Source organism: Streptomyces sp. CA-288835 (assembly GCF_050936385.1).
In the GTDB taxonomy this organism is placed as follows: Bacteria; Actinomycetota; Actinomycetes; order Streptomycetales; family Streptomycetaceae; genus Streptomyces.
On sequence record NZ_JBNJMW010000001.1, the window covers coordinates 315,515 to 331,342 of the forward strand.

A 15,828-nucleotide genomic window follows, 5' to 3' on the forward strand; every position below is an offset into this window, starting at 1 on the left:
GACGGCCCCGCGTTGCCCGCGTGACGTGTGCGCATGAGCACAGGCAGTGGCGCAAGGGGTGGTCACCCGTGCGAGTATGGGACGCCCTTGGGGTCCCGGGCGGCGAGAATGTCCTCGTCGGAGGGGGTCGGAGGGGTCGAAGTCGGGTCGGAGGGGGTTCGAGACAGTGTCGGGCGAATACGAGGCGAAGGGACCGGAGCAGACGTGAGCGAGAATCAGAACCTCCTCGCGGAGCAGCGCCGCGCTCTGATCCTCGACGAGGTCCGGCGGCGCGGCGGCGTCCGCGTCAACGAGCTCACCAGAAAGCTCGGCGTCTCCGATATGACGGTCCGCCGCGATCTGGACGCGCTGTCCCGGCAGGGCGTGGTGGAGAAGGTGCACGGCGGCGCGGTCCCGATCGTCGAGGCCAGCACCCATGAGCCGGGCTTCGAGGCCAAGTCGGGACTGGAGCTGACCGCCAAGGAGGACATCGCGCGGGCCGCGGCGAGCCTGGTCGCGCCGGGCACGGCGATCGCCCTGTCGGGCGGCACGACGACATACGCGCTGGCCCAGCAGCTGCTCGATGTGCCGGACCTGACAGTGGTGACCAACTCGGTGCGCGTGGCCGATGTCTTCCACGCGGCGCAGCGCACCTCCGGGCAACGGCAAGGCGCGGCCACGGTCGTACTGACCGGTGGTGTGCGTACGCCCTCGGACTCGCTCGTGGGACCGGTCGCCGACCAGGCGATCGGGGCGCTGCACTTCGATGTGCTGTTCCTCGGGGTGCACGGCATCTCGGTCGAGGCAGGCCTGTCGACGCCGAACCTGGCGGAGGCCGAGACGAACCGGCGTCTCGTGCAGTCCGCGCGACGCGTCGTCGTGGTCGCGGACCACACCAAGTGGGGCACGGTGGGGCTGAGTTCGTTCGCCGCGCTGGAGCAGGTCGACACGCTGGTCACGGACGCCGGGCTGCCCGCCGAGGCACGCGCGGAGGTCTCCGAGCATCTGCGGCGCCTGGTGGTGGCGGGCGAACCCGAGGAGGATACAGACATCTGACGGACCGCCAGTTATCGTGACCGTACGCCCGTATTCCACCGCTTCACCTCGGGTCTGACGCTGTCCGGATTCCGTTCCCGCGAGGGGGTTTTCGTACGTGGCTCGCCAACTGCGCCCGGTGGGGCTCGACTTCGTCCAGTCTGCTCCTGTGCGTCTGGTGTTCGCGAGAGTGGTGAGCGCTCCCCCGGAGGCGGTCTTCCGCGCGCTGGCCGAGGACGTGGCGGGCTGGCCGGAGTGGTTCTCGGCGGTGACGCTGGCCCGGCCGACCGAGGACGGCAAGGGGCGGCAGATCCGGCTCAAGGGCGGTACGCGCTTCCAGGAGACGGTGCTCGCGGCCGAGCCCGCCGAGGTGTACGCGTATCGCGTGGACGAGACGAACGCCCCCGGGGTCCGTGCCCTCGTCGAGGAGTGGCGGCTGACCCCGCACGGGACGGGTACGCGGGTGCAGTGGACCTTTGCCGCCGACGGAACCGCGGCGTTCCGCTTCGCCGTGAAGCTGGGGCGGCCGGGGCTGGGGCGCGCGTTCCGGGACGCGGTGGTGAAGCTGGACCGGCGGCTGGCGTCAGCACGGACGTAAGGAGGTGCACGCGCGCGTGCACCCCAAGAACACCTAGTCCGGCCACACCCCCGTAGCCAGCAGGGACTCGATCGCCTTCGCGTACGGTGCGATGTCCAGGCCCTGCGCGGCCAGCCACTCGTCCGAGTAGTACTTGTCCAGGTAGCGGTCTCCGGGGTCGCACAGCAGCGTGACGACGCTTCCCGTGCGGCCCGCGGCCGCCATCTCGGCGACGATCTTCAGGGCGCTCCACAGGCCGGTGCCCGTCGAGCCGCCCGCCTTGCGGCCGATGGACTGTTCCAGTGCGCGTACGGCGGCCACACTTGCCGCGTCCGGGACCTTCATCATCCGGTCGACGGCGCCCGGTACGAAGCTCGGCTCCATGCGCGGCCGGCCGATGCCCTCGATGCGTGAACCGCAGTCGGTGGTGACCTCTGCGTTGCCCGTCGTCCAGCCCTCGAAGAAGCAGGAGTTCTCCGGATCGGCCACGCAGATACGGGTGTCGTACTGCATGTAGTGCACGTAGCGCGCGATGGTCGCCGACGTTCCGCCGGTGCCGGCGGTGGCGACGATCCACGCGGGCTCGGGGTAGCGCTCCAACTGCAGCTGGCGGTAGATCGATTCGGCGATGTTGTTGTTTCCGCGCCAGTCCGTGGCCCGTTCCGCGTAGGTGAACTGGTCCATGTAGTGGCCGCCGGTCTCGGCCGCGAGGGCGACGGACTCCTCGTACATCTTGCGCGGGTCGTCCACGAAGTGGCACTGCCCGCCGTGGAATTCGATCAGTCGGCACTTCTCGGCGCTGGTCGTGCGGGGCATGACCGCGATGAAGGGGACCCCGATCAGCTTCGCGAAGTACGCCTCGGAGACGGCCGTGGAGCCGCTGGACGCCTCGATGACGGGTCGGCCGCGCCGGATCCAGCCGTTGCACAGGCCGTACAGGAAGAGCGAGCGGGCCAGGCGGTGCTTGAGGCTGCCCGTGATGTGGGTGGACTCGTCCTTGAGGTAGAGGTCGATGCCCCACGCCTCGGGCAGCGGGAAGCGCAGCAGGTGGGTGTCGGCGGAGCGGTTGGCGTCGGCCTGGACCTTGCGGACGGCTTCCTTGAGCCAGTGCCGGTACTCGGTGTCGCTGTGGTCGACGTCGAGGGTGGCCATCGGCTCATGGGTGCGGGCCTGCTCTGGGGTTGTCACGGCCGGGCTCCTTCAGGATGGGCCGACACCGGTTCGGCGGGTCGGACGCGTCGATCATAGACAGCTTCCGCACGCTTCTCACCTGCATAGACATACCTTTGAGCGCCTCAAAGGAACCACTGGCACACAACGGTGGGGGGCGCATCCGCGCGAGTGCGCCGGACCGTGCGCCCGACGTTTGTGTGCGCACTGGTGCTCGACGCGCGGGACGTGCAGACTGCACCGCAGGGGACGGCGAACCCGAGACGAGACGGCGATCCCGAGCGCCACGCACACTGGACCAGGACGGAGCACAGCCGTAGCGCACAAGGGGGCGGGGCATCATGGCGGAGCCGGAGTTCACAGCCACGGGCGTACGGATCGGGAAGAGGCTGCGTTCGCTCACCCGGGCCGGACAGGTCCGGATCAGCGACGGCAGGCTGGAGTTGCTGACCAGCTACGGCAGCGAGATCGACAGCGCACCTGTGCGGGCGGTCCGTGCGTCGAAGCCGTGGTTCGCCCAGGACGACCGTGCACTTGCGGAAGTCAACGGCACCCGCTACACGCTCACTCTGGGTGAGCACGACCCCGCTCCGGGGGAGGCCGGACCGCCCGCCGCCCGCCGGTTCATCGAGGCGGTGCGCAAGGCGGCGGGGCGCGGCCGCTGAGGGTGCCACGAGTTGCAGGACCCCATGCCCTGAGTCACGCTGATCCCACGTCACTCTGGGTTCACCGGTGATTACGCTGTGAACCAGCGCGCGCCGGTCACGAACAGCAGGCGGCCGTTGTATGCAGGCACCCTGCTGGATCCGTACTCGTCTTCTTCCGGACCTCAATTCGGGGAGTCGCAGCCGTGATCAGCCAGCCAAGCAGGCACTGCACGGTGGAGCTCCAAGCCCTGCCGTCGCGGATCGGCCAGGTCCGCAGGATCGTCTCGGCGCAACTGCGCTACTGGCATCTCGACGCCTTGATAGACCGGGCCGCGCTGGGGGTGACCGAGCTGCTGACCAACGTTCACCGGCATGCGGAGCCCGACAAGCTGTGCACCGTGGAGATCGAGCTGTTGCTCGACCGGCTCACGGTGTCGGTGCGGGACCGCGATCCGCGGCTTCCGGAGGTTCGCGACGCCTCGCCCTCCGCAACGTGCGGTCGTGGCCTTGCGATGGTCGCCGCGATGAGTGAGAGCTGGGGGGTGCGGCCGGACGGCGAGTCCGGCAAGGTCGTGTGGTTCACGCTTGTGGCGCCGGCGCCTGCGGTGACGCTGCCGCCTTGTCCGCCGTATGGGGCGGTTACGGAGACGGCGGTGCACGGCGCTCCGCTGGGGGCGGTTGGTTAGAAGCTGCGGGTTGCTTCCGGCGGTTGGGCGGGTTGGGTTCGTTGTCGACTGACGGTTCGTCGTGGCTGGTCGCGCCCCGCGGCGGAGCCGCTAATGTCACAGCCCCGCGCCCCTAGGTGGTTGGTGGGTGCGGGGCCGCGGTCCGGTGCGTCAGCCCGTCGCCAACAGGGCATACGGCCCCTTGCTTGCACAGGGTTCTGGTGTGCCCAGACCGAAGCTAAGCGACGGGCATAGGACGCACCGGCCCACGTCCCCTCCCACCGGCGGAAGAGCGCGGGTAGTCGGGGTTGCGGGCTTGTCGGTTCGCTTGCTCGTCGGGCTGCGGGCAGTCGCAGGTTTTTCAGGGGCACGGGGAACTGCGCAACCAGCCACAACGCACCCGCAGCCGCGACACGACTGTCACCCCCCACCCCGGTAGGCACCCCACCCACCCGCCGTAGGCAGCGGGGCCTGGGGCGCAGCCCTCAGTTTCGGGAAGGGGCGTCCAGGGCGCCCGTGGTGGTCGTCGTTGTGGTCGTGGTCATGCCGCGGCGCCCTTTCCGGTGCGGCCGAACTGCTCGTCCAGGACGGACAGTCGGCGCCAGTACTCGTCCTCGTCGATCTCGCCGGAGGCGAAGCGGTGGCCGAGCACGGTGATCGGTGAGTTGTCGGCCACGGCCTCGGTCCTCCAGGGGCCGCGGCGTCCGCGCCACATCGTGCGGCGCAGCAGCGCGATGCCGCCGCCGATGACCAGTGCCCAGATCACCGGGAAGAACAGGATCCACGGGCCGGGCCCGCCGTCGCCGAAGTGCGCCAGGGTCTGCATGGTCGGTCAACTCCTCGGAAGCGATGTGCGGTGCGATGTCGTTGTGTGTCGCTTCCGAGAGTCGTCCTGGAGGGGGTTCCAGGTCGTCGTACGGCCAGCGGCAGTGCGCGTACCTCCGCGGGAGTACGCGGGTTGCTCACCGCTGCTTCTCAGGCGTCTCGACTTCTGTAACTACTAGTATGTACAGTTCGTGTATGAGCACGTCGGAGCGTCTGATCGAGTCCACTCGTGAGCTGCTGTGGGAGCGCGGTTACGTGGGCACCAGCCCCAAAGCCATCCTGGAGCGCGCGGGCGCGGGGCAGGGCAGCATGTACCACCACTTCAAGGGGAAACCGGACCTCGCCCTGGCCGCGATCCAGAAGACCGCCGAGGAGATGCGGGCTACCGCCGCGGGAGTACTCGACGGGCCGGGCACGCCGTACGAGCGCATCGAGGCGTATCTGCGGCGCGAGCGCGATGTGCTGCGCGGCTGTCCCATAGGGCGTCTCACGATGGACCCCGACGTGATCGCCAGCCCCGAGCTGCGTGCTCCGGTCGACGAGACGCTCGACTGGCTGCGTGAGCGGCTCGCGCGGATCGTCGAAGAGGGCCAGGAACAGGGCGAGTTCGCGCCCTCGCTGGACGGCGAGGAGGTCGCGGCGGCCGTCGTCGCGACCGTCCAGGGCGGTTATGTGCTGGCCCGCGCGTCGGGTTCACCCGCGGCCTTCGACGCGGGTGTACGGGGGCTGCTGTCCCTGCTCGCCTCCGCCGCTCCCGTAAACCGTCCCGCCTGAGGAGGCACTCGTTGCACGCCATGCAGTACGCGCTCACTCTGCCCGCTGACTACGACATGACCGTCATCCGCGACCGGGTCGCCCGCAGGGGGCATCTGCTCGACGAGTGGGAGGGCCTCGGCGTCAAGGCGTACCTGATACGCGAGCGCGGCGTGCACGGATCTCCGGTCAACCAGTACGCCCCGTTCTATCTGTGGAACACCGTGGCGGGCATGAACTCCTTTCTCTGGGGCGGCGGTTTCCAGGGGATCGCCGATGACTTCGGCAGGCCGCAGGTCCGGCAGTGGACCGGGCTGGCGTACGAGGAGGGTGGCGCCGCCCGCTCCCCCGCGCGCGTCGCGGTGCTGCGGCGCCAACCTGCGGCGGACGACGTGCCGTTGGCCGAGATCGCGGAGGAGGCCGTACGCGAGACCCGTCGGCTGGCCGACGAGGACGGCGCGGTGCTCGCGGCGGCGGCCGTGGACACCAGCCGTTGGGAACTCGTCCACTTCTCCCTCTGGGAACCCGCCACCCCCAAGGCCGACGGCGACGCGTACGAGGTGCTGCATATGTCGGCGCCGGGGCGGGACCGGTTGCCGCAAGCCCTGTAAGTCACCGTTCTCGACACCGTTTCGACAAGGAGAGCCATGCCCTTCGTCCGCATTGATGCCCTCGGCGCCGACCCCGACCGGCTCGACGCCCTCGGCCGTGCCGTGCACGACGCCCTGGTCGAGGCCATCGGGATCCCGCCCGACGACCGGTTCCAGGTCCTGGTCGGCCATGACGGCAGCCGCAGCACACTGCGCTATGACGACGGTTACCTCGGCATCCACCGGGACGACGGCCTCGTGTACGTCACGATCACCCTGCGCTCCGGGCGGACCCCCGCGCAGAAGCAGGCGCTGTACCGGCGGATCGCCGAACTCGCCCTGGCCTACGCGGGGACCGAGCCGCGGAACGTGTTCGTCAACCTGATCGAGAACGAGCCGATCGACTGGTCCTTCGGCGAAGGCGTGGCGCAGTACGCCGTCTCCTCCGCTGCGACCGAGCCTTCGTCGTCCTAGAGGCCCCTAGACCACGGCGATATCCACGGACGGCCGGAGTTTCGCCGCCGCGGCCAGCGCCTCGTGTACCGGGTTCGTGGTGAAGGTGCTCAACAGGGCCTGGCCCGCGGGGTTTTCGGAGGCGGGGAAGGCGATCTGGTCGTACGCCGCCTGGAAGCGTGGGCCCCAGCGGCGGGTGCCCAGGCGGGCTGTGCGGGAGCAGTTGTCGACCATATAGGCGACGTCTCGGGCGTGCATGTAGGGCAGCAGTGAGTCGACGGCCTCGATGATCGACTCGTTGACAATCTCCGACCAGGGGTGGCCGCGTTCGGCGAACTCGTCGATCTGGGCTGTCATGGTGGCGATGAAGACGCCTGCCGTGAACGGGTCGACAGGCAGCGCGCGTTGGGCTCGCCGGGCGCGTACCTCGTCGCCCGCCGCCCACATGGGCGAGCCGCCGATCTCGGTCATCGGGCGGGTGCCGAGGCGCTGTTCGGCGAGGATCACGCTGCGTAGTTCGGTGCCGTCGGCGACCTCGTCGTAGATCTCGGCGACGAGGTCGCGGGCGGGGCCGTACGTCGCCGTGTACGCGCGGTCGAAGGTGTCCCGCCCTGACGGGTCGAGGTTCTCGCGCACCGCTCGCAGACCGGAGCGAGAGATGGTGCGGGCGATCGGGCCGGTGACGTTCTCGCAGGACCGTTCGTACGCGGTCACCGGATCGTCGCCGACGAGGCGGAAGCGCGCGTACAGGCTCTCGACGATGCCGTGGACGGCGCCGAGCAGGATGGCGCGCTCGCCGACGATGTCGGAGCGGTACTCGCTGTCCAGTGTGGTGTGGAAGGTGTACGGGGACCCGAGCGCGACCGACCAGCCGAGTGCACGGTCGACGGCGTGACCGTCGGGGTCGGCGTGCACGGCGAAACTGCTGTTGATTCCAGCGCCGTTGGTCTCCGCGCCCTGCAGATACAGGCGTCGCACCGAGTCGCCCATGCCCTTGGGGCAGACGGCGATCACCCCGTGCCCGGCGGGGAACTCGTCGCCGGTTTCCTGGAGATGACCGAGCAGGAAGCCGTGCGACAGGCCGATCGTGGCGCCGGGCTTCAGCTCCGCGAAGAGTTCCTGGTGGTGGGCGGCGAGCGCGGCGTCCGCGATCAGCAGGATCACCAGGTCGCTCTCGGCGGTGACGGCGAGCCAGTCGCCGAGCGTGCCGTCCGCCTCGGTGAACCCGTGCGCGCGGGCGTCGGCGGCCGAGGCGGAACCGGGGCGCAGACCGACGGCGACACGGATGTCCGTACCGGCGAGAGAGTCCCTCAAGTTGCTTGCCTGGGCGCGGCCTTGAGGGCCCCAGCCGATGACGCCGATGCGGTGGACGCCCGCGAAGGCCCGCGGCAGGAGGGGGAAGAGGTGGCGGCCGCCGCGCAGGATGGTCTCGGTGCCGCCGGGGACGGTCATGGTTTCGAGGGGGAAGACGGTGGACGCGTACGTCGGGGTCACAGTCGAGGTCATGGTCGAGTTGTAGGCTCCGGCTCTGCGTTGCGGCAAGCGCAACTTATGCATCGGGGTGTTGCGTGTAATGAAAGGCACAGGTGAAGGCATGCTCGATGACCATCGTGAGCTACGGCTGTTCCTTCATCTGGCGCAGACGTTGAACTTCGGCCGGACGAGTCTGGACTGTCATGTCAGCCCGGCGACGCTGACCCGTACCGTGCAGCGTCTCGAGGCGGGGCTCGGCCACCGGCTCTTCGACCGTGGACCGCGCGGGGTGTCGCTGACGGCGGAGGGGCACCGATTCCGCGCGTACGCGATGGAGGCGCTGGAGTTGTGGCGCACGTACCGCGAGGAGCATCCGGACCCGGCCGAACTCACCGGCAGGCTCGCCTTGTTCGCGACGGTGACTGCCTGTCAGGCGCTGCTGCCCGACCTCCTCGCACCCTTTCGCGCCGCACATCCCCAGGTACGCCTCGACCTGCGCACCGGTGACGCGGCAGCCGCGCTCGCCCGGCTCGACGAGGGCGAGGTCGACGCGGCGGTCGCGGGCATTCCGGCGAGACTGCCGGGGCCGCTGGTCAGCCGGACGGTGGCGGTGACCGAGCTGGTCCTAGTCACGGCCCGCGATCGCGCCGACGACGGGCTCGACGGGCCGTTCGTGCTGCCGCACCGTGGACTGGTGCGCGAGGCGGCCGACCGATGGTTCCGCGGGCGGGGCGTCACGCCCGAGGTGGCGGCCGAACCCGACGGCCACGAGGGGCTGTTGACGCTGGTCGCGCTCGGCTGCGGCACCGGTGTCGTACCCCGTCTCGTGCTCGAGCACAGCGCGGTGCGCGACCGGCTGGCGGTGCTGCCCGCCACTCCCCCGCCTGAGCCGTTCCCGATCGGCCTGTGCGTACGACGTGCCGATCTGCGGCGGCCGTTGGTGTCGGCGCTGTGGAGCCTTACTGGGGCGTGAGCGCGGCGAGCGGGTCGTCGAGCACCGGCTGCCAGGCCAACTCGGCTGCTCCGACCAGGCTGTTGTGGTCGAGCGTGCAGGCGAGGATCGGTACGCCGCCGCTCTGTCCCCACAGGCTGCGGTCGGCGACGACGGCACGCAGGCGTTCCGGGTCGGCGTCGAGGAGGGTGCGGTGGAGTCCTCCGAGGATGATGCGGTCCGGGTTGAGGATGTTGACCAGCCCGGCAAGTCCCAGGCCCAGTCGGTCGATCAGTGCCTCGGTGGCCGTGCTGACGGCCGGGTCGGTGTAATGGTCGCGGATCAGGTCGTTCGCTTCCTGGAGGAGCGAGACCTCGGAGCCGGGGTCGCGGCCCGCCGCGGTGAGGAAGGCGAGGGGGTCCGCCTCGACGTCCAGGCAGCCGCGACTGCCGCAGTGGCAGGGGCGGCCCTCGGGGTTGACCGTGAGGTGCCCGACTTCGAGTGCCAGGCCCGAACTGCCCGTGTGCAGGCGGCCGTTGAGGACGAGCGCGCCGCCCACGCCGCGGTGTCCGGTGGCCACGCACAGCAGGTCGCGGGCGCCGCGGCCCGCGCCGTGGCGGTGTTCGGCGATCGCGGCGAGGTTGACGTCGTTGGCGGCGAAGGCGGGGCCGGTGATTCCGGCCGCGTGGATCCGCTCCGCGAAGATCTCCCGTACGGGTGCGCCTGCCGGCCAGGCCAGGTGGAGTGGGTTGAGGGCCGTGCCCTCGGGTTCGGCGACGGCGGAGGGCACGGCGAGTCCGGCGCCGACGCAGTAACGTCCGGTCTGCTCGAGGAGCTGGGCGCCCGCGTCGACGACCGAGCCGAGCACCTTCGCCGGGTCGGCGTCGACGATCTCGCAGCCCAGTGTGGTCGCGACGATACGGCCGCCGAGCCCGACCAGCGCCGCGCGGAAACCGTCGGCGTGCACCTGGGCGGCGAGGGCGACAGGACCGTCCTCGGCGACCCGGAGCCGGTGCGAGGGCCGCCCCTGCGAACCGGCGGCGGCGCCGGGGCGGGCGTCGACCCGGATCAGCCCGAGCGCCTCGAGCTCCGCGGCGACCGCGCCCGCCGTCGCCCGCGTGACCCCCAGTTCGGCGGTGAGCACGGCCCGCGTCGGCGCGCGTCCCGTGTGTACGAGCTCCAGTGCGGGCCCGAGCGCGCCGCGTCCGCGGTCGAGCCGGGTCCGCGTGGTTCCTTCTCCCGCTGCTCGGGGGGTCGGCTTGCCGTTCATGAGGGCGAGTCTCCCATGATCCGCTCTGCGGAGTGCCCGGCTAGAAGCCGCTGGCCCGCAGCGTGACGTTGAGCCTGCCCGACAGGCCGAGTTCCGGAGGCGCGGTGCCCGGGTGCACGCGGCACGCCGTGGTACGCGAGCCGGGCGGGGCCGCCGAAGACGAAGAGGTCGCCGCTGCGCAGTTCGACGTCCGTGTACGGGCGTGTACGCGACTGAGTGTTGCCGAAGCGGAAGACGCACGTGTCGCCGAGGCTCAGCGACACCACCGGGGCATCGGACTTCTCGTCGCTGTCGCGGTGCATGCCCATGCGGGCGTCGGCGTCGTAGAAGTTGATCAGGGCGATGTCGTACGGGGCTGTCGGGTCGCCCTCGAAGGCATCGTCGCCCGAGAAGGCGTCGGCCACCGCGCGACGGCCGAGCTCGCCCAGCCACTCCGGGAACGGCTTCACGGGCGCGCCGTCGCCGTCGACGACCGTGCGCGCGTACCCGTACGGATACCAGTGCCAGCCGAGACAGACCTGCCGCGACGTCATCGTGCCGCCGCCGGGCGTGTGGACCGTGCGCAGGCCGGCGGGCGGGCGCGACCAGTCGCGGCAGGCTTCGAGCAGTTCGCGCTGGCGCCCGGCGTCCAGCCAGTCGGGCAGGTGCACTGCGCCCGGTGCGACCTCCGTACGACTGCGGGGAAACAGCTCGGCGTTCATGGCTCCATGGTGGCGCACTGCTCGGAGACGTACGGGCGAAAAACGTCATGAGCTGCGGCTCGGCTAGCCTGGGCGCACGATGACCGAGCGTATGGCGACACCATGGGGCGAGCACGAGCTGGCCCGTTTTCCCGAGGACCCTCGTGAGCGGCTGCGCGCCTGGGACGCCTCCGACACGTATCTGCTGACGCATCTCGCGGAACTCAGGGAGCGGGGGCAGTCGCTTGACGGAACCGTCGTCGTGGTGGGCGACCGCTGGGGCGCTCTCGTCACCGCCCTTCACACGCTGCGGCCGGTGCAGATCACGGACTCGTTCCTCGCCCAGGAGGCGACCCGCGCGAATCTGGCACGGAACGGTGTCGACGCGGACTCGGTGCGCCTGCTCACCACCCAGGATCCGCCGCCCGACCGGATCGACGTGCTCCTGATCCGCGTGCCCAAGAGCCTCGCGCTCCTGGAGGACCAGTTGCTGCGTCTGGCGCCCGGAGTGCATGAGGGGACGGTCGTCGTCGGTACCGGGATGGTCAAGGAGATCCACACCTCGACGCTGAGGCTGTTCGAGCGGATCCTCGGCCCGACCAGGACCTCCCTGGCCGAGAAGAAGGCCCGGCTGATCTTCTGCGAGCCGGACCCCGCGCTCACCCGGCCGAAGAACCCCTGGCCGCACACCTACACGCTGCCCGACGGCATCGGTCCCGTCTCCGGCCGCACCGTCGTCAACCACGCGGGCGTCTTCTGCGCCGAACGTCTCGACATCGGCACCCGGTTCTTCCTCCAGCATCTGCCGTACGGGCCCGGGGCCGGGCGCGTGGTGGACCTGGGCTGCGGCAACGGTGTCGTCGGTACGGCGATGGCACTGGCCGACCCGGAGGCCGAGGTGCTGTTCGTGGACGAGTCGTACCAGGCGGTGGCCTCGGCGGAGGCGACGTACCGCGCCAACTCCGAAGGGACCGTCGGCAAGGCGGAGTTCCGCGTCAGCGACGGGCTGACCGGCGTCCCGCCCGAGAGCGTCGACCTCGTGCTCAACAACCCGCCCTTCCACTCCCACCAGGCGACGACCGACGCAACGGCGTGGCGGATGTTCTCCGGAGCGCGCCGGGCGCTGCGGCCGGGCGGCGAGCTGTGGGTGGTGGGCAACCGGCACCTCGGCTACCACGTGAAGCTGCGCCGCATCTTCGGCAACAGCCAAGTCGTGGCCAGCGATGCGAAGTTCGTGGTCCTGAAGGCCGTCAAGAAGTAGCGCCGGAGGAGGGTCCGGTCGCGCCGCGCAGGGCGCGTGGTGAGGCTCCCAGTTCGCGTCGGCATGCCTTGTTGAAGGCCTGGAGGTCGGGGATGCCGACGGATGCGGCGACTGCCGGGATGGAGAGCGTCGAGGCGCGCAGCAGGTGGTGGGCGCGGTCCAGCCTGCGGCGTCGGACGTACGCGACGACCGTGCCGCCCGTCGTGGCGCGGAAGAGCCGGGTCAGGTGGTTGTGCGAGACGCCCGCGGCGCGGGCGACGGCGGGCACGGTGAGGGGGGCGGCCAGGTTCGCCTCGATGTACGCGATGGCTGCGCTGACGGCCGGGTGAGGGCCGGGGCGCCCGGCGGCTTCCGGGGTGAGGTGGGCGATGCGCCACAGGGCCGTCCAGATTTCGGCTCGGGTGCGTTCGGGCGCGCCGGGCACGGAGGCGATCGCATGGAGCAACAGGCTAGTGAGTGTGGGGAGTTCGGGCCCGGCGTCCTGCATGACAGGGATGGTGCGCGGCGGCCCGGCAGGGGCGATGCGCAGATGCGCGTAGAGGTGTTCGGAGCGGCCCTGGTAGCGGAAACGGACCGTCGTGCCGGGCGGTACGAGACTGACTCGGCCGGGGCGGACGGCGTGCGCGGTGCCGTCGACGATCAGCTCCGCTTCGTACTGGTACAGGTGAAGCTGCCACAGCTCGGGCAGCCGGAACACATCGGTACGGCTCGCGACGCCGTGCACGCCCACTCCGGCGTTCACCACGACGGGCGGTTCTCCAAGGTGGATCTGCGTCTCCCGCATGGCGAAAAATTACCAGTGGTACCGAGCACGACCAGCCACTCGATCGGCCTTCGTGGTGCTTCTGTGCTCAGCTCAGACGGCTCGTACCACCCTCATGATCCGCGCCACTTCCTCCGTCATCGCCTCGCGCGCCACCGTGAGGTACTTGCGTGAGTCGACCGCCTCCGGATGCGCGGCGAGGAAGTCGCGGATCGCGCCGGTCATCGCGAGGTTCAGGGCTGTTCCGAAGTTGACCTTGGTGATGCCGCCGGTGACGGCCGCCGTCAGTTCGGCGTCCGGGAGGCCGGAGGAGCCGTGCAGGACGAGCGGTATGTCGAGGGTGGCGGTGAGGCGTTTGAGGAGGGCGTGGTCGAGGGCGGCGGTGCGGGTGGTCATGGCGTGGGCGCTGCCGATCGCCACGGCGAGGGCGTCCACGCCGGAGTCGGCGACGAAGGCGCGTGCCTCGGCGGGATCCGTCCGGGCGGTGGGGGCGTGCGCGTCCAGCGGTGGCCGGCCGTTCTTGCCGCCGACCTCTCCCAACTCGGCCTCGATCCATAGCCCTTGGTCATGGGCCCAGCGGGCGGCCGTCCGTGTGGCGGTGAGGTTCTCGGCGTACGGCAGCCGCGAGGCGTCGTACATCACGGAGCTGAATCCGGCGTCGGGTGCCTGTCGCAGCAGTCCGTCGCTCTGTACGTGGTCGAGGTGCAACGCGACGGGCACGGAGGCCTGTTCCGCTGCCGCGGTCGCGGCACGGGCCAGCGGGAGCAGCCGTCCGCGGCGGAACTTCACGGCGTTCTCGCTGACTTGGAGGATGACGGGGGCGTTCACGGATTCGGCGCCGGCGACGACGGCTTCGACATGCTCCAGCGTGATGATGTTGAACGCGGCGACAGCGGGGCGTTCCGTGGCCGCCCGGCTGACCAGCTCACCGGTTGCTACGAGGGGCACGGCTTCTCCCTTCCGTCTGACGGGGATCGCCGGTTCACGGCGTGGTGAGGATGACCGAACGGGTGAGGTGGCGCGGCTGGTCAGGGTCGAGGCCACGGGCCGCGGCGACGGCCACGGCGAGTCGCTGGGCGCGGACGAGTTCGGCGAGCGGGTCGAGGCGGCCCTCGATCCACAACCCGCCTGTCGCCCGCACCTGTTCGGCCAGACCGTCCGGCGCCTCGCCGAGCATCCAGGTCGCGGTTCCGGCGGAGGTGATGCTGATCGGGCCGTGCCGGTACTCCATCGCCGGGTAGGCCTCGGCCCACGCCAGCGATGCCTCGCGCATCTTGAGCCCGGCCTCGTTCGCGAGCCCCACGCTCCAGCCACGGCCCAGGAACGTGAACTGCGCGCAGTCGACCAGCCCTTCGGGCAGCGGCACCGACAGCGCGGTACGGGCATCGGCGACGACGGCCTCGGTGTGCAGGCCGAAGTGGGCCCGCAGCAGCGTGAGCGCGGTGGTGGCGAACCGGGTCTGCACCACGGACCGTTCGTCCGCGAAGTCGAGGACGATCACGTCATCTGCCGCCTCCATCACGGGAGTTCGCGGATCCGCGGTGATGGCGACCGTGCGCGTACGCCCCTTCAGTCGGCCGAGGAGGTCGAGCACCTCGGTGGTGGTGCCGGAGCGGGTGAGGGCGATGACGCGATCGTACGTCCGCCCGTACGGGAACTCGGAGGCGGCGAAGGCGTCCGTCTCGCCCTGGCCCGCCTGCTCGCGCAGCGCCGCGGCCGCCTGCCCCATGAACCACGAGGTACCGCACCCCACGATCGCCACCCGCTCCCCCGCGGCGGGCAGCACGGCCGCGTGCTCCGCGGCCTGCTCGGCGGCCCGGACCCAGCACTCGGGCTGACTGTTCAGCTCGTTCTCGACATGGCTCATGCCGTGCTCTCCCGGATGGCCGACTGGCTCGCTGACATGGGTCCATCGTCGCGCACTGTTCGGGGACGGGCGGGCTGAGCGTTCTTGCGGGAGAGGCCGCGGTCTGCCGCTTGCAGTGCGAGCACGCCGAGACCCCATATTGGTCGAGCGTCCAAGACAGGGCGCTAGCATCGTCCTACGCATCCACTCTCGAAGCTTGAAGGAGCGGCGGCCCCATGGCTCGTATGGCAGCGAAGGACCGGCGGGAAGAGCTGATCGCCGCGGCGATCCGTGTCATGGTCCGCGACGGCGTCACCAAGGCCACGACACGCGCCATCGTGGGCGAGGCGGGCATGCCGCTCGGCGTCTTCCACTACTGCTTCAACTCGCGCGAGGAGCTTCTGCAGGAGGTCATCACCCGCCTCACGGACAGCAGTGTCGCCAAGGCCAGGGACGTGTTCGCGGCGGAGGACGACGACCTCGCCGCGCGCGTCACCAAGACGCTGTTCACCTTCTGGGAGGGCGTGGAGCTCAGCCCGGGCGAGCACCAGGTGGGGTACGAACTCACCCACTACGCCCTGCGTCAGGCCGGGTTCGAGGAACTGGCCCGCCGACAGTACGAGCACTACCTGGAGGTCCACCAGGAGTTCTTGGTGGCGGCCGCCGAGAGCGCGGGCATCCGGTGGACCGTGCCCCTTCCCGTCCTGGCCCGCTACCTCAACTCGGTACTGGACGGCGTGACCCTGTGCTGGCTCGCCGACCGCAACAGCGAGCACAGCCGCGAGGTCCTGCGCCTGGCGGGCGAGCACCTCATGACCCTCGCGGAGCGTTGACTTCGGCTGGCCGGGAATGAGATGGTCGCCCGTACGAGTCAAGCGTCTTGTACGAGTGACCAACTCAGCCCGGGCAA

The 15,828-nt window shown here is 70.5% G+C and carries 17 protein-coding genes and 1 pseudogene; 10 read left to right on the top strand and 8 right to left on the bottom strand.

The features are described from left to right. The first annotated feature begins 204 nt into the window (after positions 1 to 204). Entirely contained in the window at positions 205 to 1,035 is an 831-nt protein-coding gene (locus ACQEVY_RS01525; protein ID WP_432943953.1) for a DeoR/GlpR family DNA-binding transcription regulator, read from the top strand. Between the two features lie 97 nt (positions 1,036 to 1,132). Continuing rightward, complete coding sequence (locus ACQEVY_RS01530) at positions 1,133 to 1,612, top strand: SRPBCC family protein (RefSeq protein WP_432943955.1); 480 nt, start codon at positions 1,133 to 1,135, stop codon at positions 1,610 to 1,612. Positions 1,613 to 1,645: 33 nt separating this feature from the next. Here the strand turns inward: ACQEVY_RS01530 and ACQEVY_RS01535 are convergent, their stop codons facing one another. After that, positions 1,646 to 2,779, bottom strand: a complete 1,134-nt coding sequence (locus ACQEVY_RS01535) for a PLP-dependent cysteine synthase family protein (RefSeq protein ID WP_432943957.1) — start codon at positions 2,777 to 2,779, stop codon at positions 1,646 to 1,648. A 323-nt stretch (positions 2,780 to 3,102) separates the two neighbouring features. Here ACQEVY_RS01535 and ACQEVY_RS01540 point away from each other — a divergent pair, with 323 nt between their 5' ends. After that, complete coding sequence (locus tag ACQEVY_RS01540; RefSeq protein ID WP_432943959.1) at positions 3,103 to 3,426, top strand: hypothetical protein; 324 nt, start codon at positions 3,103 to 3,105, stop codon at positions 3,424 to 3,426. Between the two features lie 185 nt (positions 3,427 to 3,611). Continuing rightward, positions 3,612 to 4,094, top strand: coding sequence for an ATP-binding protein (locus ACQEVY_RS01545; protein ID WP_432943961.1), 483 nt, complete (start codon positions 3,612 to 3,614; stop codon positions 4,092 to 4,094). A 520-nt stretch (positions 4,095 to 4,614) separates the two neighbouring features. Here ACQEVY_RS01545 and ACQEVY_RS01550 read toward each other — a convergent pair. Next, a complete protein-coding gene (locus ACQEVY_RS01550) occupies positions 4,615 to 4,899 on the bottom strand; it encodes an SHOCT domain-containing protein (protein WP_432943963.1) in 285 nt (94 codons plus the stop codon). Between the two features lie 194 nt (positions 4,900 to 5,093). Between ACQEVY_RS01550 and ACQEVY_RS01555 the strand changes: the two genes are divergently transcribed. From ACQEVY_RS01555 to ACQEVY_RS01565, 3 genes are read left to right on the top strand one after another with little or no spacing between them, the layout of a single operon-like run. Beyond that, complete coding sequence (locus ACQEVY_RS01555; RefSeq protein WP_432943965.1) at positions 5,094 to 5,672, top strand: TetR/AcrR family transcriptional regulator; 579 nt, start codon at positions 5,094 to 5,096, stop codon at positions 5,670 to 5,672. Positions 5,673 to 5,683: 11 nt separating this feature from the next. Beyond that, positions 5,684 to 6,262 (top strand): DUF4865 family protein, encoded by a 579-nt coding sequence (locus ACQEVY_RS01560; RefSeq protein WP_432943967.1) that lies wholly within the window; start codon positions 5,684 to 5,686, stop codon positions 6,260 to 6,262. A 36-nt stretch (positions 6,263 to 6,298) separates the two neighbouring features. Then, entirely contained in the window at positions 6,299 to 6,715 is a 417-nt protein-coding gene (locus ACQEVY_RS01565; protein ID WP_432943969.1) for a tautomerase family protein, read from the top strand. A gap of 6 nt (positions 6,716 to 6,721) precedes the next feature. Here the strand turns inward: ACQEVY_RS01565 and ACQEVY_RS01570 are convergent, their stop codons facing one another. Further along, on the bottom strand, positions 6,722 to 8,200 hold the full coding sequence (locus ACQEVY_RS01570) for a ketol-acid reductoisomerase (RefSeq protein WP_432943971.1): 1,479 nt from the start codon (positions 8,198 to 8,200) through the stop codon (positions 6,722 to 6,724). Positions 8,201 to 8,288: 88 nt separating this feature from the next. Here ACQEVY_RS01570 and ilvY point away from each other — a divergent pair, with 88 nt between their 5' ends. Then, positions 8,289 to 9,140, top strand: coding sequence for an HTH-type transcriptional activator IlvY (gene ilvY, locus ACQEVY_RS01575; protein ID WP_432943973.1), 852 nt, complete (start codon positions 8,289 to 8,291; stop codon positions 9,138 to 9,140). On the opposite strand, the gene ACQEVY_RS01580 is transcribed toward ilvY, so the two are convergent. Together ACQEVY_RS01580 and ACQEVY_RS01585 are read right to left on the bottom strand one after the other, a co-directional pair. After that, positions 9,127 to 10,368, bottom strand: a complete 1,242-nt coding sequence (locus ACQEVY_RS01580) for an ROK family protein (protein ID WP_432943975.1) — start codon at positions 10,366 to 10,368, stop codon at positions 9,127 to 9,129. The genes ilvY and ACQEVY_RS01580 overlap by 14 nt on opposite strands. A gap of 40 nt (positions 10,369 to 10,408) precedes the next feature. Then, positions 10,409 to 11,069: pseudogene (locus ACQEVY_RS01585) on the bottom strand (alpha-ketoglutarate-dependent dioxygenase AlkB family protein). A gap of 91 nt (positions 11,070 to 11,160) precedes the next feature. Between ACQEVY_RS01585 and ACQEVY_RS01590 the strand changes: the two are divergent. Beyond that, positions 11,161 to 12,309 carry a methyltransferase gene (locus tag ACQEVY_RS01590; protein WP_432955013.1) on the top strand — a complete coding sequence of 383 codons (1,149 nt, stop codon included), beginning with the start codon at positions 11,161 to 11,163 and terminating at the stop codon, positions 12,307 to 12,309. Here the strand turns inward: ACQEVY_RS01590 and ACQEVY_RS01595 are convergent. The 3 genes from ACQEVY_RS01595 to ACQEVY_RS01605 form a co-directional block, all read right to left on the bottom strand. Further along, complete coding sequence (locus ACQEVY_RS01595) at positions 12,299 to 13,093, bottom strand: helix-turn-helix domain-containing protein (RefSeq protein WP_432943977.1); 795 nt, start codon at positions 13,091 to 13,093, stop codon at positions 12,299 to 12,301. The genes ACQEVY_RS01590 and ACQEVY_RS01595 overlap by 11 nt on opposite strands. Positions 13,094 to 13,165: 72 nt before the next feature. Continuing rightward, positions 13,166 to 14,020: a class II fructose-bisphosphate aldolase gene (locus ACQEVY_RS01600; protein ID WP_432943979.1), complete on the bottom strand. Its 855-nt coding sequence runs from the start codon at positions 14,018 to 14,020 to the stop codon at positions 13,166 to 13,168. A 34-nt stretch (positions 14,021 to 14,054) separates the two neighbouring features. After that, on the bottom strand, positions 14,055 to 14,939 hold the full coding sequence (locus tag ACQEVY_RS01605) for an SIS domain-containing protein (RefSeq protein WP_432943981.1): 885 nt from the start codon (positions 14,937 to 14,939) through the stop codon (positions 14,055 to 14,057). 215 nt (positions 14,940 to 15,154) lie between these two features. Here ACQEVY_RS01605 and ACQEVY_RS01610 point away from each other — a divergent pair, with 215 nt between their 5' ends. Continuing rightward, positions 15,155 to 15,751, top strand: a complete 597-nt coding sequence (locus ACQEVY_RS01610) for a TetR/AcrR family transcriptional regulator (protein ID WP_432943983.1) — start codon at positions 15,155 to 15,157, stop codon at positions 15,749 to 15,751. Positions 15,752 to 15,828: the final 77 nt, after the last annotated feature.